Origin of the sequence: Streptomyces sp. NPDC101776 (genome assembly GCF_044766845.1) — a bacterium.
In the GTDB taxonomy this organism is placed as follows: Bacteria; Actinomycetota; Actinomycetes; order Streptomycetales; family Streptomycetaceae; genus Streptomyces.
In genome coordinates, this window is sequence record NZ_JBIWMV010000036.1 from 26664 (window position 1) to 51548 (window position 24885).

15 protein-coding genes are annotated in these 24885 nt (G+C 69.3%); 7 read left to right on the forward strand and 8 right to left on the reverse strand.

Annotation, left to right across the window (positions count from 1 at the left end; all coding sequences use genetic code 11):
- Positions 1-27: 27 nt before the first annotated feature.
- Genes ACIRRY_RS49515 through ACIRRY_RS49525 form a run of 3 tightly spaced genes read right to left on the reverse strand, consistent with a single transcriptional unit; the run spans position 28 to position 2028 of the window.
- Complete coding sequence (locus ACIRRY_RS49515) at positions 28-939, reverse strand: DUF4253 domain-containing protein (protein WP_403986992.1); 912 nt, start codon at positions 937-939, stop codon at positions 28-30.
- A gap of 40 nt (positions 940-979) precedes the next feature.
- Positions 980-1219, reverse strand: a complete 240-nt coding sequence (locus ACIRRY_RS49520) for a DUF397 domain-containing protein (protein ID WP_403986995.1) — start codon at positions 1217-1219, stop codon at positions 980-982.
- The gene (locus ACIRRY_RS49525; RefSeq protein ID WP_403986998.1) at positions 1216-2028 is read right to left on the reverse strand and encodes a Scr1 family TA system antitoxin-like transcriptional regulator; all 813 of its coding nucleotides are present in this window, start codon (positions 2026-2028) and stop codon (positions 1216-1218) included. Before ACIRRY_RS49525 ends, ACIRRY_RS49520 begins: the two co-directional genes overlap by 4 nt.
- 122 nt (positions 2029-2150) lie before the next feature.
- Here ACIRRY_RS49525 and ACIRRY_RS49530 point away from each other — a divergent pair, with 122 nt between their 5' ends.
- Together ACIRRY_RS49530 and ACIRRY_RS49535 are read left to right on the forward strand one after the other, a co-directional pair.
- A complete protein-coding gene (locus ACIRRY_RS49530) occupies positions 2151-2558 on the forward strand; it encodes an ATP-binding protein (protein ID WP_403987001.1) in 408 nt (135 codons plus the stop codon).
- Between the two features lie 87 nt (positions 2559-2645).
- The gene (locus ACIRRY_RS49535; RefSeq protein WP_403987004.1) at positions 2646-3566 is read left to right on the forward strand and encodes a calcium-binding protein; all 921 of its coding nucleotides are present in this window, start codon (positions 2646-2648) and stop codon (positions 3564-3566) included.
- Between the two features lie 46 nt (positions 3567-3612).
- Here the strand turns inward: ACIRRY_RS49535 and ACIRRY_RS49540 are convergent, their stop codons facing one another.
- Positions 3613-7212 carry an FG-GAP repeat domain-containing protein gene (locus ACIRRY_RS49540; protein WP_403987007.1) on the reverse strand — a complete coding sequence of 1200 codons (3600 nt, stop codon included), beginning with the start codon at positions 7210-7212 and terminating at the stop codon, positions 3613-3615.
- A gap of 389 nt (positions 7213-7601) precedes the next feature.
- Here ACIRRY_RS49540 and ACIRRY_RS49545 point away from each other — a divergent pair, with 389 nt between their 5' ends.
- Positions 7602-15215: a ricin-type beta-trefoil lectin domain protein gene (locus ACIRRY_RS49545; protein WP_403987010.1), complete on the forward strand. Its 7614-nt coding sequence runs from the start codon at positions 7602-7604 to the stop codon at positions 15213-15215.
- Between the two features lie 30 nt (positions 15216-15245).
- Positions 15246-15779 carry a hypothetical protein gene (locus ACIRRY_RS49550; protein WP_403987013.1) on the forward strand — a complete coding sequence of 178 codons (534 nt, stop codon included), beginning with the start codon at positions 15246-15248 and terminating at the stop codon, positions 15777-15779.
- A 1-nt stretch (position 15780) separates the two neighbouring features.
- Here the strand turns inward: ACIRRY_RS49550 and ACIRRY_RS49555 are convergent, their stop codons facing one another.
- The 3 genes from ACIRRY_RS49555 to ACIRRY_RS49565 are packed head-to-tail and all read right to left on the reverse strand — an operon-like array spanning position 15781 to position 19417.
- Positions 15781-17724: a glycosyltransferase family 2 protein gene (locus ACIRRY_RS49555; protein ID WP_403987016.1), complete on the reverse strand. Its 1944-nt coding sequence runs from the start codon at positions 17722-17724 to the stop codon at positions 15781-15783.
- A 29-nt stretch (positions 17725-17753) separates the two neighbouring features.
- Positions 17754-18563 carry a helix-turn-helix domain-containing protein gene (locus ACIRRY_RS49560; RefSeq protein WP_403987019.1) on the reverse strand — a complete coding sequence of 270 codons (810 nt, stop codon included), beginning with the start codon at positions 18561-18563 and terminating at the stop codon, positions 17754-17756.
- Positions 18560-19417: a peptidoglycan-binding protein gene (locus tag ACIRRY_RS49565; RefSeq protein WP_403987022.1), complete on the reverse strand. Its 858-nt coding sequence runs from the start codon at positions 19415-19417 to the stop codon at positions 18560-18562. The genes ACIRRY_RS49560 and ACIRRY_RS49565 overlap by 4 nt, the downstream gene beginning before the upstream one ends.
- Before the next feature lie 284 nt (positions 19418-19701).
- Here ACIRRY_RS49565 and ACIRRY_RS49570 point away from each other — a divergent pair, with 284 nt between their 5' ends.
- Together ACIRRY_RS49570 and ACIRRY_RS49575 are read left to right on the forward strand one after the other, a co-directional pair.
- Positions 19702-20154: a peptidoglycan-binding protein gene (locus tag ACIRRY_RS49570; RefSeq protein ID WP_403987025.1), complete on the forward strand. Its 453-nt coding sequence runs from the start codon at positions 19702-19704 to the stop codon at positions 20152-20154.
- 109 nt (positions 20155-20263) lie between these two features.
- Positions 20264-20719, forward strand: coding sequence for a peptidoglycan-binding protein (locus ACIRRY_RS49575; RefSeq protein WP_403987028.1), 456 nt, complete (start codon positions 20264-20266; stop codon positions 20717-20719).
- Positions 20720-20807: 88 nt separating this feature from the next.
- On the opposite strand, the gene argS is transcribed toward ACIRRY_RS49575, so the two are convergent.
- Entirely contained in the window at positions 20808-22577 is a 1770-nt protein-coding gene (gene argS, locus ACIRRY_RS49580; protein ID WP_403987031.1) for an arginine--tRNA ligase, read from the reverse strand.
- A gap of 372 nt (positions 22578-22949) precedes the next feature.
- On the opposite strand from argS, the gene lysS reads away from it, so the two are divergent.
- Entirely contained in the window at positions 22950-24722 is a 1773-nt protein-coding gene (gene lysS, locus ACIRRY_RS49585; protein ID WP_403987034.1) for a lysine--tRNA ligase, read from the forward strand.
- Positions 24723-24885 lie beyond the last annotated feature (163 nt).

Below are 24885 nucleotides of genomic sequence, written 5' to 3' on the forward strand. Positions count from 1 at the left end.
GGGCCTGGAGTGCGGTGACGTGTCAGGTCAGTCCCACCAGAAGGACCACACCTGCTGGTCGAGCACCTCCTGCTGGGCGTATGCGCGCAGTGTCTCGTGGTGGCCCTGCGTGATGTTGTCCGGGCAGAAGGCGAAGTGCTCGGCGGCGACCGCCTCGGCCTCGGCCCGTGTGGTGGGCGGGGCCGCGACCGACAGCACCAACTGGTCGAAGGTGAGCGCCACGACGCGTATGCCGAAGCGGTCCTCCCAGGAGCGCAGGACGGCACAGAGCCGGGCCACGTCCCCTTCGTAGTTGGCCGCACCGGACCAGCCGATGGCCGCCGGGATGTCGGCGCTGCGGCGGGCGGGGACGAGGGCGAGGCGCGGTTCCTTGAGCCAAGAGCCGCTCTCCGTAAGGGAGTCGGCGATCTCGGCGGCGCGGGTGTCGGGGTCGACGGCCTGCGCCTGCCCCTGCTCCGTTTCCGTGGCGGGGGCGAGTCCGGGCCACTCGGGGCCGTACGGGGCGATCGTCTCGTCGTAGGTGGCCTGCTCGCCGAAGGTGTCGACGACGAGCTGGGCGGCGGCGTCGTTGCCGGGGTGGTCCGTGTCCGGGGCGAGTTCGTCGGCCGCGTACTCCTCCCAGAACTCCTCCAGGACCTCTTCGGCGTCGTGGTCCCCGGGGTAGGACACCTCGTCGGGCATCAACTGCCAGTCCGCCAGGCCGCCTTGGTCGCCGCCCACGTCCACCAGCACCGGGAGCAGCCCGGCGGTCCGGCGCGCGACCTGGAGCGCTTCGTAGCCACCGGGCCTCGCCGGTCCGTCCGCGCACCACAACAGCGGTTCGTCCGACGGGCCTTCGTCCGTCACGTCGATCAGTCTCCCGGGAGGGAGCGCAAGCCCGAGCGAACCGCCGCTCGGGTCGGCCGCCAGCTTCGGCAGCGGGTTGGGAAGGGTCGCCATGCCAGAAACTGTAGAGGCGACCACTGACAGCGGGGCCTGGCTAGCGGGTGGCGGTGAACGCGGTCCAGGCGGTGGGGGTGAGTTGGAGCGTGGGGCCGTCGGCGTCCGGGTTCTTGGAGTCGCGGATGTGGATGGTGTGGGGGCAGGCGGCGACCTCGACGCACTGGCCGCCCTCACTGCTGCTGTAGCTGGACTTCCGCCAGGCGTAGGCGACTTCGAGGCAGGCGCCGCCTTCGCTGCCGCTGTAGCTCGACTTGAACCACTCAAGTGCGGTGCTCATTGATCTCCTAGCAGACGATCGAGCAGGCACCTGGACTCCTGAGGCGTCAGGGCCTGTGACCGCAGCATCGCATATTTGCGCGCCAGCCTGGATACCTCGTCGAGGTCCGCGACCCACTGACTGCCACGCTGTCCTTCTGCGTACGCGAGGTGCTGGTGGTCCGGCGTTTCAAGGAGGATGAACGGGCCGTCGAGACCAGCATGCGCCGCCGTGTTCATCGGCAGGATCTGGAGTGCCAGGCCCGGGAGTTCGGCGAACTCGCGCAGAAAAACGAGCTGCTCGCGGCGGGTCTCCGGCGCCCCGATGCCGAGGTGCAGCACCGGCTCCCAGATGACGAAGCTCATCGTCGGCGGGTTCTTGCGTTGGAGGATCTCCTGCCGCTCGATGCGGCCCGCCAGCTTCGCGCCGATCTCGTCCTCGTCGTAGGCCGGGATGCGTTCCGCCAGGACCGCGCGGGCGTACTCCGTCGTCTGGAGAAGGCCCGGGATGACCGCGTTGTCGTACCAGGACAAGGCGATGGCCTCGCGCTCGTGCAGCATGTACTCCTCGGCGTAGAGCGGGAATTGGTCGATCTCCGGCAGGTTCTCGACTCCCGCCTCCAACGTCCCCTTCGTGTCGAGGATCTTGTCCAGCGTCCTCGCGAGCGGGGTCGTCAGCCGGCGCCTGCCCTGTTCGACCGACGCGATGGTCTCCTCTTCGACCATGGCCCGCTCGGCGAGCCGGCGTTGCGTCAGACCGGCGGCCGTGCGGGCCGCCTTCACCTGTGAGCCCAGCAGCCGCATCGTCGAGCGGTTCTTCTTGGAGTTCATGCTGTGCTGCTCCCCTTGTCCACCCGTTTCTGACCCCGCACGAACCCGTACTCCACCCGTACAAAAACGGACCCAGAGCTCACGCCCTGTCAACGGTAGTGACGTTGCGCAACTCTTGTCCCGTGAACCTGAGTGAGAAGTTCTTCCGGCGCGAACGCCGGTCCGTTCCCGCCGCCAGGGATTTCGCTCACGCGTTCCTGGCCGCCTGGGGACTCGCCGGGACCGAGCGCGGTGCCGATGTACTGCTGTGCGTAAGCGAGTTGGCGACCAACGCACTGGTGCACGGGGTGCCGCCGGGGCGTCAGTTCCGGCTGGTGCTGCGGTGCGACGGGCGGGTGCTGCACGCGGAGGTGCACGACAGCGGGGGCGGTGTCCCGCGCGTCGGCGACCATCCCGACGGTACGGATGAGGGCGGGCGCGGGCTGCTGCTCGTCTCGGCCCTCTCCGACAAGTGGGGCGTGCGGGAACGGGACTTCGGCAAGGTGGTGTGGGCCGAGTTCCGCACTGAACAGTGCCCGACGGAACCGTGAACTCCGCAAATCGGGGCACAACCCTCCTCCCGCACCGGCGGTCACTCGTGGTGGTCGAAATCCCCTGCTTCACACGGAGGTTGTGCCATGCCCGCTCCCCGCATCAGCCGCAGAACCCTGCGCGTGGCCTCGACCCTGAGCCTCGCCCTCGGCACCGGGCTGGCCGCGTCGGTCGCCCTGCCCGCCTCCGCCGGAGCCGCGACGGCACCGGCCGTGGCGAGCAGGGGCGATGGTGGCCGATGGATCGAGTACACGGCGGCGCCGGGCCAGAGGAACAAGGCGACCATCACCGCGACGGTGGCCGACGACCTGCACTTCACCTACCTGATCGACGACGTGGTCCCGATCACCATCGAGTCCGGGACCTCCTGCACCCGCCCCGACAGCGCGGACCTCACCAAGATCTCCTGCACGCAGACCGGCCAGGGCATCGACTTCGGCTACCTCAAGCTGAGGATGGACTTCGGCGACGGCGACGACAGCGCCACCTACATCAACAACACGGGCCAGTCCCTCTACCACGCCTGGCTGCTCATGGGTGACGGCAAGGACACCGCGACCGACAAGGGCAGCGTCGACGGCAATCAGGTCGAGGGAGGGCCGGGCGCCGACACTCTCACGGTGGGCACCGACGCGATCGCCTTCGGCCAGGCCGGCAAGGACCTGATCACCGCCGACGCCGGTTCCGAGGTGGCGGCCGGCAGCGACTCCGACACGGTCCACGCCAACGGTGACGGAACCCGTGCGGACGGCGGTACCGGCAACGACTTCCTCTACGGAGGCCCCGGCGGCCAGATCCTGAGCGGCGGCATCGACTCCGGCAAGGACACCATCCGGGGCGGTACCGGCAACGACACGATCTACGGCGAGCCCGGCGCCGACATCCTGTACGGCAACAGCGGCAACGACACGATCCACGGCAACAGTGGCAACGACAAGCTGTACGGCGGCCCGGGCAGGGACACGCTCTCGGGCGGGCCGGGCTCGAACGTCGTACACCAGGACTGAGCGGGCGGGACTGAACGAACAGCCCCGCTTCGTCGATCCGCCCCGGTCAGCCGAACGCCAGTTTCCCCGTCCAGACGCCGACCACCGTCGTGTAGGTGCCCATCGCCGTCTTGCCGCCGGCGTAGAGGCGGACGCTGCCGTCGCTCATGTGGGCCCACAGGTCGGGGACCGTGTCGCCGGTGACGTCCGGGATGGCGAAGAAGCGGGGTACGGCGGTGGCGGTCCAGCCGCTGGCCGCGTACTCGGTGTCGGCGCCGCCCGCGCCCGCCGCGGAGTTGGCGAGGGAGAGGATGTCGACGCCGGTGGCCGCCGCGTTGGCCTTGCCCTTGCGCAGGATCAGGCGGCCGGAGTCGGTGGTGCGGTAGAGCATGTCGGCGATGCCGTCGCCGCTGATGTCGGCGACCGCGACCACGTCACGGGTCGTCCACGCGGAACCGGTGTTCAGCAGCGTGGCACCGGCGAACGAGCCGCCGGTGTAGCCGGTGAACGCCCAGTACTGGGTACCGGAGGTCATGAAGAGTTCCGGCTGGCCGTCTCCCGTGATGTCCCCGGCGGCGAGGATCTGGTCGAAGGCGGACGCGGCCGGGACGGTGACGTTCGCCCCGCCGGTGTCCGTGCCCGTGGTGGGCAGCAGGATCGGCATCCGGGCGCAGGTGTTGAAGCCGCCGAAGCCGTCGCCCGGGTAGACGTAGAGCGTGCCGTCGTTCATGCGGGCCACGAGGTCCTGGAGGCCGTCACCGGGGTAGTAGTCGCCCCCGTGGGTGATGAGGGCGTCCTTCCAGTCCACGGCGGTGGTCGTGCAGCCGTCGGCGTAGGACGTGTTCTTGGTGGTCTCGCCGTAGGACGGGCTCATGCCGACGAACAGGTCGCCCTTGGTGCCCGAGGGGTAGTCGCGCAGGCCGTAGCTGGTGACGCCGTCGTCGTCCGTGGCCGTGGTGATGGTCAGCAGGTCGGGCTTGTCGTCACCGGTGAGGTCGGCCGCGGCCTCGTCGCGGTCCTTGGGGCTGACGAAGATCTTGTACGCGTTCGGGGTCACCGACTCGTTGCCCGCCGAGTCGACGGCCTTGACGTAGAGGATCGCCGGTCCCGCGAGCGGCGGAGTGACGGAGACCACCGACGTGTAGGAGTTGCCGGTGATCACGTCGCCCGACTTGGTGGTGCAGCTGTTCAGGTCGCTGAGCTTGGTCGACTTGTCGTATGCCGTGCTGTTCCAGCTGTACGCGTACGAAGTGACCTTGTCCCACGGTGTGTTGAAGAACCTCATGCACCCGGACTGGCCGAAGGTCGCCTTCGACCACTGGTCCTCGCCGCTGTCGTTGTCGTCGTCCGCCCCGTCGAAGTCCGAGGAGGTCACGATCGGGGTCTTCGGGGCGACCGTGTCGAGTTTGAAGTAGCAGGTGTAACTGGTCGCGGACTGCGCCGGATAGTCGTCCTTGACGTACATGTTCCAGTGGTACGTGCCGTCCTTGAGGCCGCCGCTGTCGAACAGGACGCTCGCCGTGGTCTTTCCGGAGGCGCTCGCCTCACGGTTGTAGACCGTGCCCGTCGTGTCGTTCTTCAGGTACAGGTGCACGATGTCCAGGTCGTCCTTGCCGTCCGGGTCCGAGACGGCCGCGGAGAAGGTGATCTGGTCGTTGGCGCCGATGGTGACGTAGGGCGCGCTGGTGGTGCACTTGCCCGGGCTCATCTTGAGCTTGGCCGGCTTGTTCGGCTTGGTGTTGAAGGTGACGTCGACGTTCGGGCCCGCGTTGTCGTTGGTCGCCTGGAACTTCTTCCAGGAGTACTGGTCGTCCTCGTTGCTCGCCTGGATGCCCAGCGTCCAGTGGTTCAGGCTGTTGTCGGCCGCGTACTGGGCGGCCTCCTTCACGTTGAAGGTCGTGTTCCCGGCCGCGCAGCTCTTCTTGTAGCCCTTGGCGTACGACTTGGTGTCCTGGCGGGCGTTCCAGCCGGGCTGCGTCTTCCAGCTGGTCTTCTTGTCGATGTCACCGGTGCGCCAGACCTCGACGTCCTTCTTGGTGCAGGACCAGGAGTACGTCTCCTTCATGTTGAGCGTGGCCTCCTTGATGGAGGTCGTGCGCACCGCGTTCGGCCACGCCATCGTGAAGAAGGAACGGCTGCTGCCGAAGGTGTCCGACTCGTAGCCGGCGCGGGCCTCGTTGGTGCCCTTGTTGAAGCCGCGTCCGTTGAAGAAGGTCGCGTCGGCCCAACTGCCGCGCTTGTAGGCGGTGGTCCAGTTGCCCGCGTCGGTGTTGGTGCTGGGGTCGATGAAGACCGGGTACGTGGTGCCCGGACCGGTCAGCAGATCCTGGTCCGGGGTGATCGTGATCGTGCCGTCGGCGGCCAGCTCCGGGTCCGTGCGGGCGGAGTGGGTGCCGGGCTGGGGGCCGCTCAGACCAGGGAACTCGCCGTCGATGGCGGTGGTCTCTGGAATGACCACGGCGTCCTCGTCGCCCGCGGGCTGGGTCGCCACGGGGTCGGCCGAGGCCGCCGCGGAAGCCGCGCTCGGGCTTGCGGTCGCGTCGCCGTCGGTCTCCGCGGTGGCGGTGGGCGCGGCCGACGCCGTACCGAAGTCGGTGTCGGCGTTCTGGTCGTCGGCACCGCGCTCGCGGGCGGCGTCGTCGGAGTCCGCGGGCTCCGGTGCCTCGCTCGCGGTGTCCGTGGCGGTCGGGGTCGGGTCGGGGTCGTCCTGGCCGCCGTCCCCGTGGGTGAGGTTGTCGGTGGTGGCTTCCTTGCCGGCCGAGTCCCACATCAGGAGGGTCGGGGTGGCCGCCACGTCGTTGCCGTCGGCGTCGTAGGCGTGGACGGAACCGCTGCGCGAGTCCAGTTTCATCGTCAGGTCGGGTGAGGTCAGGCCGTACGAGATGGTCCTGAGCGCCGGATTCGCCGCCGCCTGGGCCGACTTGACGACCAGGACCTCGGAGAAGCCGCCGTCGTTCGCCGCGAGGACGAGGTCGACGCCGGGCAGCACCTCGCGGTACAGGGCCTCGTTGCTCTCGACCTCGGGGGCGGGGAGGGTGCCGGGCCAGGTGAGGTTGATCGTGTGGCCGGCGGTGGTGAGGGTGACCAGGGTGGTGGCGGTGTCTTCGGCGGTGTCCGAGACCCGCGTCGTCGTGCCGGCCGTCGTCGCGTTCGCCGTCGTGGCGTTCGCCGTCTTCGTGCCCGCCGTCGTCGCGTTCACGCGGTACGCCGCCGGATGTACGTAACTCGCCTTGTCCGCCGTCGACTTGTCCTTGCCGCCGCCCGAGAACACCACCGGCGTCGACGTGGCCTTCGTGGTCCAGTCGCCGTTCGCGGTGCGGCGCAGCGTCGGGTCGACGGCCCGCCAGGTGCCGCCGACCCTGGCGCGCACCGGTGAGACATGGATGCGGGTGGTCAGCGTGTGGTCGGGGTTGGCCCAGGTGGTGGTCGTCGCGGTGCGGGCCGTGACGATCTCGACGCGCTTGCCGGAACTCCTGGCCAGGGCGCGGGCCTCGGTCTCCGTACGGGGGTGGGGTTTCGCGTCGCCGCTCTTCGCCGCGGAGCCGCCGGAGTCGTGGTCGGGGAGCAGTACCCAGGCGGTTCCGGCGGCCAGGATCAGCGCCAACAGTCCGGCGAGCAGGCGTGTCTGACGTGGGCTCAGCCTGTTCGGCCAAGAAGCGGAGGACACCGAACCGTTTCCCCTCTGACGGTGGCGACATGACGTCGGCGACATGACGTGGCCGCATGCGGACGACGCTCCGCCCGCTCGCCCGGTGGTCGGTGCCGGGGTGTGGGGAGGACGTGCAGATCATGGAGCGCCGGTGTGCGCCGGGCAAGCCCCTTTCGGGCGGGTACGGTTGGCGGAACGTCCCCTTCCGGGGCCAACGCCCCTTATTCCGCCCGGAGTTGAGTGGACTTGTCATGCTCTAGTCAGTGATCAAGCCCACATAAAGTCAAATGATCTAGCGCTGATGGCAAAGGGCGGCCAATAATCCGGGCTGTTTTCCTTCTCTGTTTCTCCATCGCGTCTTCACGGCCGGGGTGACTGCCCGGCCGGGGTCACCGGGGGGTCCTTCCGTGTTCCGTCGCTCACGTCCGAGCGCGCATCCGCGCCGCAGAGCCTGGCGCCGCAGAGCCGTGCCCGGTGTCGTCCTGCTGCTCTCCCTCGCGCTGTCGGTCGGGGCCCTGGAGGGTCAGGCCTTCGCCGCGCCGCCGCCGGACGACGACGTCGCCGCGATGGTGGACGTGCCGGCCACCGACCCGGTGGACGGCGCCGACCAGTCCCTGTCCGGGTACGCCCGGCAGTACGCGATCGACGCCGCGCAGGACGACACCGACCCTCCGGACGGCAGCACCGCCATCCCGGCCGCCGGTCCCGACGGCAGCGCCGACATCACCCCGGAGAAGCTGGCCGCCGCCGCGGACGGGCTGATCCAGGTCGACGGCGGAGTGCCGGTGAAGATCGGCGCCGCCTCCGACGACACCACCCAACAGCCCCTGGGCACCTGGTCAGTTGATGTGCTGAACCAGACGGACACGGCCGCCGCCGGAGTCAACGGCCTGCTCATGCAGGTCACCACCAGCGACACCACCCCGGCCCCGGCCCGCCTCCAGGTCGACTACACCGACTTCAAGAACTACTTCGGCGCCCAGTGGTCCGACCGGCTCCAACTCGTCCGCTACCCCGAGTGCTTCCTCACCGACCCGGACAACGAGGAGTGCGCCACCCCGGAGCCGCTGGACAACTCGGCCGACCTGCGAGCCGACACCACGACCACGGACGCCGACGGCAACGAGACCACCGACCTGGGCGCCACCAAGGTCGAGGCCACCGTCGACCTGTCCACCCCGATGGACGCCGACACCACGACCGGCACCACCAGCGCCGACGCGACGGCCGCCCTGGACAAGGGCAGTGTGCAGTCGGCCGTTTACCACGGCACCGCCACGAACGCCGTTACGGCAGCTGCCACTTCGGGAGCCGGCGGCGTCCTCGGCGTGACCGACTCCGGCAACGGCGCCGGTGGCTCCTTCCGGGCCACCCCCCTTTCCTCGGCGGGCAGTTGGGCCGCCGGATCGTCCTCGGGCGGCTTCGCGTACACGTACGCCGTCGACACCCCGCCGGTCTCCGCGGGCCCCACGCCGAGCATCGCGTTCTCGTACAACTCCCAGGCCGTGGACGGCAAGACGTCCACGGCCAACCCGCAGACCTCCTGGATCGGCGAGGGCTGGTCCTACGACACCGGGCACATCGAGCGCTCGTACCGGGGCTGCGGCCAGGACCAGGACGGCGACGACGCCAACAACAAGGGCAAGAAAAAGAAGACCGGCGACCTGTGCTGGGCCAGCCAGAACGCGGTGATGACCCTCGGCGGCACCACCGTCGAACTGGTCCGTGACGACACCAGCGGCGCATGGCGCCCGCGTTCCGACGACGGCACCAAGATCGAGCACAGGACCGGCGCGGACAACGGCGACGGCGGCGACACCGACGACAAGGGCGAGTACTGGATCGCCACCACCCGCGACGGCACCAAGTACTACTTCGGCCTGGACAAGGTCGGCAACGGCCACGCGGACACCGACTCCGTCTCCACCGTCCCCGTCTTCGGCAACGACCCGAAGGAACCGTGCCACGCGGACGCCTTCAAGGACTCCTCCTGCACCCAGGCCTGGTCCTGGCAGCTCGACGAGGTCGTCGACCTCCACGGCAACGCCATGGTGATCAACTACCACCAGGAGGACAACTACTACGCCAAGAACAAGTCGACCAAGACGAACGTCAAGTACCAGCGCGGCTCCTACCCGCTGACCATCGAGTACGGCCTGAACAAGGACGACCTCGGCGCGGTCCCGGCCGCCAAGGTGCAGTTCCAGACCGACGAGCGCTGCCTCGCCGCGTCCGCCAGCAGGTGCGACGCCGACAACTTCACGTCGAGCGACCCGGAGAAGTACCGCGTCTGGTACGACACCCCGGCCACCCTCAACTGCAAGTCCACGACCGCCAAGCAGTGCCCGACCTTCCCCTCCTTCTGGACCCGCAAGCGCCTGGAGAAGGTCGTCACCTGGGCCCACCGGGACGGCACCGGCACCCTGTACCCGATCGACGAGTGGACCCTCAACCACGCCTTCGAGTCCGGCTGGTACCAGACCTCGCCCGGCCTGTGGCTGTCCTCCGTGCAGCACGGCGCCTACGACACGGACACCACCGACCCGGACGACGCCCAGGGCCAGACCCTGCCGGCCGTCGTCTTCGACGGCACCGCCTACCCCAACCGGGTCCGCGCCGACAGCGCCGACAGCGAGCTGACGTACTGGCACCCGCGCATCACCGGGATCACGGACGAGAACGGCAAGAAGACGGTCGTCGACTACAACAAGGGCTGCGCCTACGCCCCGGCGACCACCGACATCGCGGACAACACGGCCGCCTGCTACCCCGTGCACTGGTCGCCCGACGAGAGCCTCGACAACCCGCCGCTGGCCTGGTTCAACAAGTACACCGTCGCCAAGGTCACCGAGCAGGACACGGTCGTCACCACGACCGCGCTCGCCTCACCCGACGTCGTCACGACCTACGCGTACGGGGGCGGCGGCCACTGGGCCAAGACCGACGCCGAGTTCACCAAGCCCTCCCAGCGCACCCACAGCGACTGGCGCGGCTACGCCTCCGTCACCACCCAGGTCGGTGACCCCGACGGCCCCGCCGCCACCCGCTCGAAGACGACCACGTACTACCTGCGCGGCTCCGGCACGCCCCTCAAGGACGACACCGGCGCCACCCTCTCCGCCGACGACGCCGACGAGAACGCGGGCCAGGCCGCCGAGACCGTCACCTACGTCTCCAGCGAGGCCGCGGCGGCCGCACACAGCAGGGCGATCACCCTGCCCGGCCCGAGCACGGTCACCGCCACCCGCAAGCGCACCGGCGACAGCGACCTCGTGGCGAGACGGTCGTACGTCAAGCGCGTCGACGACCTGACCGCCTACAACGGCAAGTGGCGCGGCACCCGCACCACGACGGACATGGACGACGACGGCCTGCCGAAGCAGAGCGAGGTCGCGGTCGTCACGCTGGCGAGCCCGGGTGACACCACCCCCGCGGTCGGCGACAGGACCTGCACCGTCACCACCTTCGACAACAGGGCGGCGACGAACCTCTACGGCCTGCCCAAGCGGGCGTTGACCACCGCGACCGACTGCGACGACGTGTCGAGCGCGGCCACCGCCTCGGTCGTCTCCGACGTCACCACCGGCTACAACGACGCCGGCGACGCCACCAGCGAGAAATCCCTCAACGGCGAGGGCACCGGCACGATCACCGGCTCCCTCACCGAGTACGACGTCTACGGCCGCGCCAACAAGGTCACCGACGCCGGGAAGAACGTCACCCGGACCACGTACAACCCCGGCAGCAGCCCGTACGTCATCACCGGCACCACCATCACCAACGCCAAGTCGCAGGCGACGATCACCACGATCGACCCGGCCCGCGGCCTGACCACACTCACCACCGACCCCAACGGCAACAAGACCCGCTACGCGTACGACCTCCTCGGCCGCCTGGTCAAGGGCTGGCAGCCCGGCGACGCCGACGACCTGCCCTCCACCCGGATCAGCTACGGGCTGGGCACCCGCACCCCGACCCGGGTCATCACCAACAGCCTGAAGGACAACGGGAGTTACGCCCAGTCCGTCACCTTCTACGACGGCATGGGCCGCACCGTGCAGACCCAGGCACCGGACGCCACCGGCCTCGGCCGCCTGGTCACCTCGGTCCGCTACAACGACCACGGCGCCCCCGTCCGCAACGACAACGGCTACTACGTCCTCGGCCTGCCGGCCACGACGCCGTACATCCCGACCAGCCAGCAGTCGATCCCCAACTCGACCAGGGCGACCTACGACGGCCTCGGCCGCCCGCTCACCTCGACGACCCTGCACCACAACGCGGACTTCGCCACCGCCACCACCACCTACAGCGACACCGACGCCTCCGTCACCGTCGTCCCGCCCACCGGCGGCACCGCCACGAAGACCATCGGCGACGCGCTGGGCCGCGCGGTCAAGGCGATCACGTACACCAACGCCGACCGCAGCACGAACGCCTACACCGAGACCACCTACGACGCGCTGGGCAACCGCACCCAGGTCAAGGACAAGTCGGGCCACCTCTGGACCTGGACGTACGACTCCCGGCACCGCGTGCGCTTCAGCACCGACCCGGACTCCGGCACCAGCCAGGCCTGGTACGACGACGCCGACCACCTCACCCAGACCAAGGACGCCAGCGGCAAGATCCTGCACTACGGCTACGATCCGCTCGGCCGCAAGAGCACCCTCACCATCGGCTCCGACGCGTTCCCGACCGACGAGTGGACCTACGACACGGCCACCAAGGGCATCGGCCTGCCCGCCAAGTCGATCCGCCACACCGTGCTCGGCGCCACCACCGGCGACATCGTCAGCGAGGCCACCGGCTACACCGAGGACGGGCAGCTGACCGGCAAGACGGTCACCGTCCCGGCGGTCAGCGGCAGCACGGACAACCTCTCGGGCTCGTACCACTGGTCGTACACCTACACCCGCACGGGCAAGCCGCTCACCACCACGCTCCCCGCCACCCCCGGCGGCATGACCACCGCCGAGAAGGTCGTCACCCGCTACAACACCCAGGACCTGCCCGTCTCCACCTCCGGCTGGGACTGGTACACGACCGGCGCGGTCTACAACCCGTACGGCCAGATCACCCGCTCCACCAGCGGCAAGAACCCCTACCGGGTGTGGACCAGCGCCCTCTACGACGACTCCACCGGCCTGCTGCTCCACTCCTACGCGGCCACCCAGACGGCGAACGGCCTGGTCTCCCAGTCCGCCTACGCCTACGACCAGACCGGCAACACCAGCCTGGTGGCGACGGGTTCGACCACCTCGGGCACCACCACGTGGGACAACCAGTGCTTCACCTACGACGCCCGCGGCCAGCTCGTCGAGGCCTGGACCGGCGCCACGGCGAAGTCCTGCACGGACTCCGCCGGCACCACCTGGAAGGCGACCGACACCTCCGCGACAGCATCGGGCGGTGTGGGGACCGCCCCGTCGGCCTCGACGATCGCGACGGGAACGGCTCTGTACGGCTCGCTCCCGTACTGGCAGTCGTACCGCTACGACGACCTCGGCAACCGCTCCACGCTCACCGACCACAGCACCCAGCGCACCTCCACCGGCGCCCTCAACACCGCGCTGGACGGCTCGACTTCGTACGCCTACGGGGACACCGGCCAGCCGGACACGCTCACCGGCTGGACGCAGAAGACGGTCACCGCGGCCGACTCCGGCACGAAGACCGTCACCGAGGCCGACTCGGCGGTCTTCGACGACTCGGGCCGCACCCAGACCCGCACCATCAACGGCGACACCCAGTCCTTCGTCTACGACGGTGAGGGCCTGCTGAAGTCCGTCTCCGGGTTCGGCGCCGGATCGGGCGCGATCACCGGGCCCGGCGGGCTGTGCATGGACGACGCCGGCGGCCACACCATCGACGGCAACGTCATCCAGATCTACACCTGCAACGGCACGGCCGGACAGAGGTTCAGCGCCAACGGCGGCAAACTGACGGTCCTGGGCAAATGCGCCACGGCGTCGGGAACGACGACCGGCTCGACGATCACGCTGAAGACCTGCGTACCGGACGCCACCACCCAGTCCTTCGTTCTCCGCGCGGACGGCACCTTCTACAACACGACCTCCAAGCTCTGCCTGAACGTGGCGAGCGCCACCGTCAGCGCCGACCTGACCCTGGCCGCGTGCACGGCGAGCGTCGACACCCAGAAGTTCACCCTCGCCGCGAGCACGTCGTACCTGTACGACGCGGACGGCAACCGCATCTCCAAGACGACGGGCGGCTGGACGACCCTGTACCTCGGCGAGACCGAGGTACAGGGCTCCCAGACCACCACCGCCACCAGGGCGATGCGCAGCTACGGCCAGGCCGGCGCCCCCACCGTCGTCCGCTACACCTCCAGCGCCACCAGCGCGCACACCCTGGTCGCCCAGGTCACCAACACCCAGGGCACGGCCACCGTCCAGATCAAACTGGCCTCCGGAATGGCGGTCCAGAACCGGTCCTACGACGCCTGGGGCAACCTGCGCGGCGACCTGGAGACGTCGCTCACGGGCTGGGCGGGCTCCCGCTCGTACATCGGCGGCGCGGACGAGTCGAGCACGGGCCTGATCCATCTGGGCGCACGCGACTACGACCCTGTCACCGGGCGCTTCACGTCGATCGACCCGGTGATGGACTTCTCCGACCTGCTCCAACTGGGCGGCTACGCCTACGCGGACAACAGCCCGGTCACCAAGGAGGACCCCAACGGCCAGTTCTGGGGCTGGTCCCAGGTCAAGCACGCGGCCTGGTCCGCCACCAAGACGGTCGCGCACGTGGCGTACGAGTACTCGGGCCTCGCCGACATCGTCAGCTGCGCCACCAACCCGACGCTCGGCACCTGCCTGATGGCAGCCGCCACCATCATCATCACCGTCGCGACCTTCGGCGAGGGCGGAGTGGCCCTGGCCGCCGCGCGCGGCGGAATGCGGTTCGGCGGCGGGGTGCTGGCACGCGGCGCGGAACAGGCGGCGGTGAAGACGGCGGAGAAGACAGCCGCCAAGACCGCGGCCAAGGCCGTCGAGAAGAAGGTCGTGAAGACGGCCGAGGAGAAGGCCGCCAAGGCGACGGAGAAATCCGCGGCGAAGGCGTCGGAGAAGTCGGCCGCGAAGACGGGCGAGAAGGACGCCGGCAAGGCGTCGGACGCGGGCGAGGACGCGGTCGAGTCGGGCGGCAAGTGCAACAGCTTCACGCCGAACACGCGGGTGCTCCTGGCCAACGGCAGGACCAAGGCCATCAAGGACCTCCGTCCCGGCGACAAGGTGAGGTCGACGGACCCGGTGCTCGGTGGTCTGGTCGCCCGGACGGTCACCGCCACCATCCAGGGCCACGGCACCAAGCACCTGGTCCGTCTGACCCTGGCCAACGGCAAGTCGATCACCGCGACGGACGGTCACCCGATCTGGCTGCCGAAGCCGCACCGGTGGGCCAAGGCGAGCGAACTCCGGTCGGGGGACTGGCTTCAGACGTCGGCCGGGACGTATGTCCAGGTCAAGGCGGTACGGGCGTGGACGCAGACGGCTACGGTCAACAACCTGACCGTGTCCGGGACGCATACGTACTATGCGCTCGCCGGGGCCACGCCGGTCCTGGTTCACAACTGCGACGACGGCGACACATTTCCGAATCTGGAGCCGGAGAACAAGACGGTTGATCTTGCTGAAGCGGAGGCTGCGGGAGTGTCTCCCACAACTCCTGGGACTGCGGAATTTGATTCGTACATCGCTAATCCCACGGGAGAAGTGAAGTGGGGAGTTCTGCCCGACGGATCGCTGAGGGTCGTTCCGACGGAGGCCGCTGACGGTACGGAGATATTTCATTCCGTGCTCAATGGCAACGTGTCGGGCGCGGGCGACTTCCTGCATGCTGCAGGAACTGCGGAGATCGAGAAGACGGCAAGCGGATATGTCGGCAGGCTGATAACAAACTATAGTGGGCATTATCAACCCAGCGAAGAATCGGTCCGTATCGGGATTGATGCATTCAAGAGATTTGGTATTCTCTTCGGAGAAGTCGGCACCATATAGATCGGCACCATATAGAGATGGGTGTTGCGCGTGGGGTACGAGGGATCCTTCTCCGGGCTTGACCCAGCTGAATTGCTCAGCTTCGTCAGAAGCCAGGCGCGCGCTGTGCTCGGTGCCGACGGGAACGCCTGGATCCGCTTGGTGGACGTTGCCGCGGCCGGCATGAGGAGGAGCCGGCGGGCTGAGGATCGTGCATCCTATGCGGAAGCGGCGATCGGTGCCCTTGACGGGATGCGATCCTCTTCAGGTGTTCCGGGCGAGAGATGGGCGGTGTTGGCAGTCAAGGTCCGCGTGGATTGGACTCTGCTATCCGGCCACGCGGACGTGGAGAAGAATTTCGATGCATCCGCCGCATACGAAATCATGCTGGGGCAGTTGAATGCCGTTGGATTGAATATTTCTCTCGCTCGACAGGGAAGTCTTCGATCCGACGGAGATCTGGTTCAGGTGCGCCAAATCAAGCGCATGGCAACGCAGCTTGCTCGTGTGGAGGAGCATCTGACGGCCGAGCAGCGTGAAACGGTCAGGGCCTGGGCCGATGTGGATCTGGGGACCCAGGGCTGATTTACCGGGAGTTCCGGCCCAACCGCCCTCGCACCCGCCGTACTTGACGGTTGTCCGCCAGCGTGTCGAGGAAGCGGCGCCCGCCGCCGGACTCGTACGCCGGGCCCTCCACGCGGAGCACCGTGCCGTCGCGGACGACGGCGTAGGCGAGCGGGTGGGCCGTCTTCGGGAGGGTGACCGGGTGGCGGCCGTCGGGGAGCTTCAGGCGGGCGGGGAGGCGGAGTTGAGCTGTGGTGGTGTGAGGGGCCGGGAGCAGTTCCGCGGTCGTCCCCAGCGTGCCCACCGTGACCTTGACCTGGGCGGGAGTGCCGTCCGGCGTCGCCGACACGTACGGGAGGGGGAGTGAACTGCCCTCGATCCGCTCGGAGTTGGTCGCGGTGGCCGGAGCGATGTCCTGGCCCAGCTTGCGTTGGCGCTGGTCCACGTCCAGGGCGAGCTGGCCGCTGCCCGTCCAGTAGGGGAGGGTGAGTCGGCCGCCGGTCAGTGCCGGGCCGGTCGCCGGGGTGCCCGGTGTGGCGTCGCCCGTCACGCGCACCATCCGGTCCACGCCCAGCAGTTGGACGAACGCCCACACGTCGTGCACGCCCCGCTCCAACGGGCGCCCGCCCGCCAGGCGTTCGGGGTCCAGGGTGAGGCGGCCGGTGGCGATCAGCTGCGAACGGCCCTCGCCCAGCGGCCGTAGACGCAAGGCCAGGTCGCCCTCCGGGTACCACCAGTCCTCGCGGTCCCGGTCCTTGACCACCAGCTCGGCGTACGCCAGGCGGAAGGGGTCGGGGACCTCCCAGCCGTCCTCGGTGCCCGGCACGCCGGCCAGCAACTCCGGGTCCAGGTACCACTTCTCGTCCCGCTCGACGAGGGCCAGGGGTTCGCCGTCGCCGCGCAGCAGGTCCAGCGTGATGTCCGCGACCAGACGGCCGTCCTCCCACCGCAGGTCGCCGATCTCGCTGCGGGGCTTGATCTCGCGGATGCGCTCCGCGAGGGTCACCGCGCCGTCGAAGTCGCCGGCCTCCAGCAGTTCGGCACGCAGGCGGGAGACGGCGGGCAGGCCCTGCCGTACGGCCGCCGGGAACTCCTCCAGGGCCACCTCCCGGGCCGCCGCGAAACGCTGTCGCTGCTCGGCCGGGTCCTCGCGGAGGATCTCGGGCTCACGGGCGCGGGAAAGGACCTCGACGTGGTAGAGGCGGTGGAGGAGACGGTTCTGGAGGGCGTCGATGTCGCCGGACGCGGGCGTGCCGTCCTTGAACTGGCCGATGATCGTGCGGGTGTTGGACCAGAAACCGTGCCGGGGGTTGAAGCGGTGCTGGGTGTTGTTGCCGCCGTCGTCCCGCTTCATCCAGTAGTAGACGGGATAGTCGGCGAGGATCGCGATGCGCTCCGCCGCCAGATAGGCCGCGCTGACGAAGGCCAGGTCCTCCAGAATCCACGGCCCTTCCGGGAAGCGAAGTCCGTGTTCCTCGACGAACGCGCGCCGGAACATCTTGTGCGGCGACATGCTCTGCATCAGCTCGTCGTTCTCGATCGTGCAGGCGTCCACCGTGTGCCGGAACAGTCGCCGGGGCCGCACCATCGTGCTGGACATCTTGCCGAGGACGACGTCTGCTTCATTGCGCTTCGCGTGCTCGTACAGCCGCTCCAGGGCCTCCGGTCCGAGCGTGTCGTCGTGGTCGACGAACTGGATGTACTCGCCCTGGGCGTGCCGCATGCCGAGGTTGCGCGGAGCACCCGGCCAGCCCGAGTTCGGCTGGGTGTGCACCTGGACGTTGGGAGCCCCGGCCGCGATCGTCTCCAGGCGGCTCAGCGTGTCGTCGGTCGAGCCGTCGTCGACGTAGACGACCTCGTACTCGTCGGCGGGGAGGCTCTGCCCCAGCAGCGACGGCGCGCACTCGTCGATGTATTTCCCGGTGTTGTAGACGGGGACGATCACGCTGACTTTGACTCTCGGCATCCCAGGACCCTACACAGCCACGCGCACAGCTACCTCACGCGCCCGTCGAAGCATTCCTGCCGGCCGCCCGCCGCGGGGCGGAAGCAGGAGTGGACCACCGTGCCGGGGCGGGTCACGGTCATCACGGTGTAGATGTACGTGTTCGCCTCCTTGGAGGTCCTGACCTGCGCGCCGCGCACGGTGCCCGCCCGGCCGCCCACATCCATCTGGATCCGGTCGCCGATCCGCCCGCCCCACATCCGCGCCCAAGTCGTCCCGCACTCGCCGCTGTGCCGCAACTGCACATAGGCCCCGGTGGCCGTCCGGTACGTGCGCAGGGTGTCCGGCTGGGCTCCGCAGTGCATGGTCACCGGGCTCCTGCCCTCGCACGTCGCCTCGCGGCAGAGCGGGCCGGTGACGGGGCCGGTCGAGGACGGAAGGGTGGCCGCAGGTGAGGAGGAGGCGTGGGGGAGCAGCAGCAGGGCGACCACCAGGCCGCCCGCCAGCGCACACACCGACCCGAGTACCGCCAGCGCGGCCACGCCCCGCCGATGACCGGACGTCGCGACCTCCGGCACCGGAGCGGGCGGGAGAGACGGTGGCGGGGGCGCGGTCACCCCCTCCGACGCGCTGCGGCCGCTCGTCTCCGCCTCCGCGATCTCCCACAGCGCGACACACCGGCCCACCGGCTCCCCGGCGAGCCGGCACAGCTCCTCCACCGCCTCCCTCGGCGGCAGGGTCTTGCCGTTCAGATACCGCTCCCACGACGACTTGCTGTACGGCGTCTTCGCGGCCAGCCCCGCCAGACTCAGCCCGGTGCGCGTCTTCAACTCCCGCAGGGAGGCCACCAGTTGGTTCATCCTCTGAGGGCTTTCCAGGTCTGCGGCCCGACCATCCCGTCCACATGGAGCCCCGCGCGCTTCTGCAACGCCTTGACCGCGCCGAAGGTCAGCGGACCGAAGTCCCCGTCGATCCCGCCCGGCGAGATCCCCGCCCGCCGCAGCAGACACTGGGCCTCGGCCACCTCCACCCCGTTGTTGCCGTATGCCACGGTGTCCTCCCGGGTACGGCTGTTCCCCGCGTACCAGAGCCCGTCCACCCGCTTCAGACGGCAGGTGTACGACAGTCTCGGCGGCGCGGACGAGGGGGCGGCCGGGGCCGCGAGGGGGGCGGTGGCGGCCGTAGCGCTGCCGGTGCCGGTGCCGGTGCCGTTCGGGCTGTCGTCGTTGCCGTCGTTCATGATCCGTGCGGTGATGAGGACCGCCGAGGAGACGGCCAGCACCAGGGTCACCGCGCCCGCGACGAGGGCGATGAGCAGGGAGCGACCGGGAGAGGTCGGCCTCTCGGGTCCGGCCGAGAGGAGTTCCATGCCGGGTTCGGGTTCGGGTTCGGGTTCGGATTCGGGCGCCGGGTCGGTGGCCAGGTGGTGTGGTGACTGCCGGGGCGCTGCCCATCCCTCCGCCGCGACCTCGTGCAGCGCGAGCAGCCGGGTCGGGTCGTCGTCGCCCGCGATCCGGGCCAGGGCCTCGACGGCCTCTCGGGGCGGCAGTGTCCGGCCGCCCAGGTAGCGCTCCCAGGACTTCGGGCTGTACCCCGTCTTCGCCGCGAGCTGGCGGATGCTCAGCCCGCTGTGGTCCTTCAGCCGGCGTAGCCGGATCACCAACTGCCGGGCGCGCGGGTCGAGTTCGGTGGGCAGAGCCTTCCAACGCGACATGTGTCCCCCACTCGCGTTCAGTTCAGGGCGTCCGCGGTCAACGGCCCCTGTTCTCCGTCGCATTGTGCACGAACGGCGGTGGCCAACGGTTCCGGCGCGGGTCGGGAACCGGCCACCGCGCGCCACAGCCGTCCCGCCGTGCCGTCCCGGCGGACCGTGTCCCCGCAGGCCCGGGGAGGGGACGTCCCGCGAGGTCGTCACCTTCGTGGCAACTGTGGCCGGCCGTGCCGGTCGCCGCGCAGTGTCGTGTCGTCAGCCCGAACAACGACTCGAAAGGCACCCGAATGCGATCGAACGTTCTGGCCCGGACCCTGGTCGGCGTCACCGCCGCCGTGGGGCTCGCGGTAGGAAGCCTGGCGACTGCGGGCACGAGTTTCGCGGCGTCCCAGACGGCCGCCAAGTCGGCGGTGAGCGCGCAGTCCGCCAGCGCCCTGGCGTCGGAGAACTTCGGCCTCAACACGGCGCGGGCCAAGAACTGGCAGTGCTGGCTGCGCGACAACGGCTACAGCCCCGGCACGATCGACGGGGACCTGGGCACCAACAGCTGGAAGGCGGCGCAGCGCTTCTTCAACGCCCAGGGCCTCAACGCCGGCACCGTCGACGGAGACCCCGGACCCAACACGATCAGGGCGCTCCAGCGCTACCTGAACCTCTGGGGCTACGGCCTCAGCGTCGACGGGCAGGCCGGGACACTGACCCGGGCCGCGTTCTGGGACTTCAACGAGTACGGCTGCTGATCCGGCCCGAAGTCATCGCACACACGCCGTGGCCCGTCCTCCTCTCCCACCGGGGAGGCGGACGGGCCACGGCCGCGTCAGTCGAAACAACGACTCGAAAGGCACCCGCATGCGATCGAACGTTCTGGCCCGGACCCTGGTGGGCGTCACCGCCGTCGTGGGGCTCGCGGTAGGAAGCCTGGCGACTGCGGGCACGAGTTTCGCGGCGTCCCAGACGGCCGCCAGGTCGGCGGTGAGCGCACCGACCATCGGCATCCCGACCGCGTCGGAGAACTTCGGCCTGACCACGACGCGGGCGAAGAACTGGCAGTGCCGGCTGCGCGACAACGGCTACGACCCCGGCACGATCAACGGGATTCTCGGCCACGACAGCTGGCGGGCGGCGCAGCTCATGTTCAACGACCTGGGCATCCGCACCGGCACCGCCGACGGAGACCCCACAACCAACACGCTTGTTCCGCTCCAGTGCTACCTGAACCTCGTCGGCTACGACCTCACTGTCGACGGGATCGCCGGAGCGCTGTTCAAGTGGTCGTTCTCGGACCTCAACTCCACCGGCTGCTGATCCGGCCGGCACCACCGCACACGCGCCGTGGCCCGTCCTCTTCCACGGGGGAGGAGGACGGGCCACGGCCGCGGTGTCCGTACGGGTGTCAGAGGCGCTCGGGCGTCCTGATGCCCAGCAGTGCCATCCCCCGCTGCAGGGTCCGCGCCGTCAAGTCCACCAGGAACAGGCGGTTTTCGACGACCTCGGGGGCGTTGTCGGGCGACAGTACGTGGCACTGGTCGTAGAACGTCGTGAGCGTGGACGCCAGTTGGTACAGGTACGCCGTCAGTTTGTGCGGGGCGTACTCCTTCGCCGCCTCCGCGACGACCTCGCTGAACTGGTCCAGGTGCAGGCCCAACGCCCGCTCCGCCGGGGCCAGTTCGAGCTCCGGGTGGGCCGTGGGGCGGGCCTCGCCGGCCTTGCGGAGGATCGACTGGATACGGGCGTAGGCGTACTGGAGGTACACCGACGTGTCGCCGCTCAGCGAGACCATCTGGTCCAGGTCGAACTTGTAGTCCCGCACGGCGGACGTCGACAGGTCGGCGTACTTCACCGCGCCGATGCCCACGTCCCGGCCGTTGTCGACGATCTCCCGCTCGGTCAGGCCCACCTTCTCGGCCTTGTCCCGGACGACCGCGGTCGCCCGCTGGACCGCCTCGTCGAGGAGGTCCTCCAGCTTCACCGACACGCCCTCACGCGTCTTGAACGGCTTGCCGTCCTTGCCGAGGATCGTGCCGAACGCCAACTGGTACGCCGTGACGTCGTCGCCCAGCCAGCCGGCCCGCTTCGCGGTCTCGAAGACCATCTTGAAGTGCAGGGACTGGCGCACGTCGACCACGTACAGGAGGTTCGTCGCCTTCAGGTTGAAGACACGGTCCCTGATCGCGGACAGGTCGGTGGCCGCGTAGCCGTAGCCGCCGTCGGACTTGCGGACGATCAGCGGGGTCCGCTTGCCGTCCGGGCCCTTGATCTCGTCGAAGAACACGCACAGCGCGCCCTCCGAGATCTCCGCGACCCCGGACTCCTCCAGGAGGCGGCACGTCTCGTCCAGCATGTCGTTGTAACCCGACTCGCCGACGATGTCCGCGTCCCGGATCTCCATGTCCAGCTTCTCGAAGACCGAGAAGAAGTAGATCTTCGACTCGTCCACGAACTTCTGCCACGCGGCGAGGGTCTTGGGCTCGCCCGCCTGGAGTTCGACCACCCGGCGCCGGGCCCGCGTCTTGAACTCCTCGTCGGAGTCGAAGAGTTTGCGCGCGGCCTTGTAGAGCCGGTCGAGGTTCGACATCGCCTCCTCGCCGGTGATCGCCGCGTCGCCGTGGTCCAACTCGCCCGGGTGCTCGTCCAGATACTGGATCAGCATGCCGAACTGCGTTCCCCAGTCGCCGATGTGGTGCCGCCGGACCACCGACTCGCCGGTGAACTCCAGGAGTTGGACCAGCGCGTCGCCGATCACCGCGGAACGCAGGTGGCCGACGTGCATCTCCTTCGCCACGTTCGGCTGGGCGTAGTCGATGACCGTCGTGCCGGGGTGCGCGGCGAGGGGGACGCCGAGGCGGTCCGTGTCGTCGGCGTAGCGCTCCGCGAGGTTCCGGGTGATCGCCCGGTCGGTGACCGTGATGTTCAGGAAGCCGGGGCCGGAGACCTCGATGTCCTTGACCAGATCACCGGTGACCACGTTCGCGACGACCTGGGTGGCGAGGTCGCGGGGGTTGGCCTTGGCCTTCTTCGCGAGGGCGAGGATGCCGTTCGCCTGGAAGTCGGCACGGTCGCTCCGTCGCAGCAGAGGATCCGCGTCCGCCTCCGGCAGGGTTGCCGTGAGGGCGTTCGCGAGAAGCTGGTGGACTAGGTCGGTGAGCGACGTGACCGAGGTCATGGGGTGGGGGCCGTTCTCCTGGTGGGTTTGGTAGACACGGTCAGTATCCCACGGGGGGTAAAGCGAGTTTTTCGGGTGCGGGCCCGGTGGGGGCTGGTCGCGCAGTTCCCCGCGCCCCTGAGTGGCGGCCGCGCCGCCGTCCGTGCCTCAGCCCCGACGGTCCTTGGATGGCGGCGCAGCCGCCTTCAAGGGGCGCGGGGAACTGCGCGACCAGCCCTCACCGGCCCGCGGCCAAAAAAACCGCCACCAGGCCGGCCCCCGCTTCAGAGTCACGCCCTTGGAAAAGCCGTTTTCGTGGATGTCGGGTCGCCTGGGACAATGGCAGGGTCAGTCGTGCGACCGTACCGGCTGCCCCGTGCCAGAAAGAAGGACGTGCCGATCGTGGCTCAGAGCACCGAGACCACCGACTGGGTCTCCCGTTTCGCGGATGAGGTCATCGAGGAGTCGGAGCGTCGGGCCCCTGGCAAACCTGTCGTCGTCGCGTCCGGGCTGTCCCCCTCCGGGCCCATCCACCTCGGCAACCTGCGCGAGGTCATGACCCCGCACCTCGTCGCCGACGAGATCCGCCGCCGCGGGCACGAGGTCCGGCACCTCATCTCCTGGGACGACTACGACCGTTACCGCAAGGTGCCGAACGGGGTGGAGGGGACGGACGCGAGCTGGGTCGAGCACATCGGCAAGCCGCTGACCTCCGTGCCCGCCCCGGCCGGATCGGCGTACCCGAACTGGGCCGAGCACTTCAAGGCCGCCATGGTCGCCTCGCTCGCCGAACTGGGCGTGGAGTTCGACGGGATCAGCCAGACCGCGCAGTACACCTCCGGGGTCTACCGCGAGCAGATCCTGCACGCCATGAAGCACCGCGGTGACATCGACGCGATCCTCGACCAGTACCGCACCAAGAAGGCCCCGGCCAAGAAGCAGCAGCAGAAGGCCGTCGACGCCGCCGAGTTGGAGGCCGAGGCCGGGTCCGGTGCGGCCGAGGAGGACGACGGCAGCTCCGGTTCCGCCGGGTACTTCCCGTACAAGCCCTTCTGCGGCGCCTGTGGCAAGGACCTCACCACCGTCACCGCGTACGACGACGACACCACCGAGCTGACGTACGTCTGCACCGAGGACGGCTTCACCGAGACCGTCCTGCTGAACGAGTTCAACCGCGGCAAGCTGGTCTGGAAGGTCGACTGGCCGATGCGCTGGGCCTACGAGGGCGTCATCTTCGAGCCGAGCGGTGTGGATCACTCCTCTCCGGGGTCGTCCTTCCAGGTCGGCGGGCAGATCGTCGGGATCTTCGGCGGCGAGCGGCCCATCGGGCCCATGTACGCCTTCGTCGGCATCAGCGGCATGGCCAAGATGTCCAGCAGCAAGGGCGGGGTCCCCACCCCGGCCGACGCGCTCCAGATCATGGAACCGCAGCTCCTGCGCTGGCTCTACGCCCGCCGCCGCCCCAACCAGTCCTTCAAGATCGCCTTCGACCAGGAGATCCAGCGCCTCTACGACGAGTGGGACAAGCTGGACGGGAAGGTCGCTGGGGGCACCTCCCAGGCTATTGGCTCTGGGGGAGGCTCCGCCCTGCCCGCCGACCTCGCCGCGCACGCGCGTGCCGTGCGTACCGCCGCCGGTGAACTGCCCCGCACGCCCCGCCCGATGCCGTACCGGACCCTCGCGTCCGTCGCCGACATCACCGCCGGAGCCGAGGACCAGACGCTGCGCATCCTCAGCGAACTCGACCCCACCGACCCGCTGTCCACCCTCGACGAGGTCCGCCCCCGGCTCGACAAGGCCGAGGCCTGGATCAACGCGCACGTCCCCGCCGACCAGCGGACCATCGTGCGCGACGAACCCGACACCGAACTCCTCAAGTCCCTCGACGAGCCCTCCCAGCAGTCCCTGCGACTCCTGCGCGACGGCCTCGCCGACCACTGGTCCCTGGACGGCCTGAGCCACCTCGTCTACGGCGTCCCGAAGGTCCAGGCGGGCTTCTCCGCCGACGCGACCGCCAAGGAACTCCCGCCGGAGATCAAGACCGCCCAGCGGACCTTCTTCGCCCTCCTCTACCACCTCCTCGTCAGCCGCGACACCGGCCCGCGCCTGCCCACACTGCTGCTCGCGGTGGGACAGGAACGGGTGCGGAGGCTGCTCGGCGAGTAAGCGGCGACGACGAAGGGGCCCTCGATCGAGGGCCCCTTGTTCGCTTGTTCGCTCCGGCTCCAGGTCTCAGCTTGGCGTTTATCCTCGCTGGTCACTCGACCTGCTGATCTTGCTGTGTTCGTGAGACAGCAGGACGGCCGTTCTTCACGCTTCGAGGTGTCGA

What these genes read in the sequence shown, in the direction of transcription:
- ACIRRY_RS49520 (WP_403986995.1), bottom strand. Translation starts at nt 1,219, where the DNA reads ATGAGCACCGCACTTGAGTGGTTCAAGTCGAGCTACAGCGGCAGCGAA.
- ACIRRY_RS49555 (WP_403987016.1), bottom strand. Translation starts at nt 17,724, where the DNA reads ATGCCGAGAGTCAAAGTCAGCGTGATCGTCCCCGTCTACAACACCGGG.
- ACIRRY_RS49565 (WP_403987022.1), bottom strand. Translation starts at nt 19,417, where the DNA reads ATGTCGCGTTGGAAGGCTCTGCCCACCGAACTCGACCCGCGCGCCCGG.
- ACIRRY_RS49535 (WP_403987004.1), top strand. Translation starts at nt 2,646, where the DNA reads ATGCCCGCTCCCCGCATCAGCCGCAGAACCCTGCGCGTGGCCTCGACC.
- ACIRRY_RS49515 (WP_403986992.1), bottom strand. Translation starts at nt 939, where the DNA reads ATGGCGACCCTTCCCAACCCGCTGCCGAAGCTGGCGGCCGACCCGAGC.
- ACIRRY_RS49560 (WP_403987019.1), bottom strand. Translation starts at nt 18,563, where the DNA reads ATGAACCAACTGGTGGCCTCCCTGCGGGAGTTGAAGACGCGCACCGGG.
- argS (WP_403987031.1), bottom strand. Translation starts at nt 22,577, where the DNA reads ATGACCTCGGTCACGTCGCTCACCGACCTAGTCCACCAGCTTCTCGCG.
- ACIRRY_RS49570 (WP_403987025.1), top strand. Translation starts at nt 19,702, where the DNA reads ATGCGATCGAACGTTCTGGCCCGGACCCTGGTCGGCGTCACCGCCGCC.
- ACIRRY_RS49525 (WP_403986998.1), bottom strand. Translation starts at nt 2,028, where the DNA reads ATGAACTCCAAGAAGAACCGCTCGACGATGCGGCTGCTGGGCTCACAG.
- ACIRRY_RS49575 (WP_403987028.1), top strand. Translation starts at nt 20,264, where the DNA reads ATGCGATCGAACGTTCTGGCCCGGACCCTGGTGGGCGTCACCGCCGTC.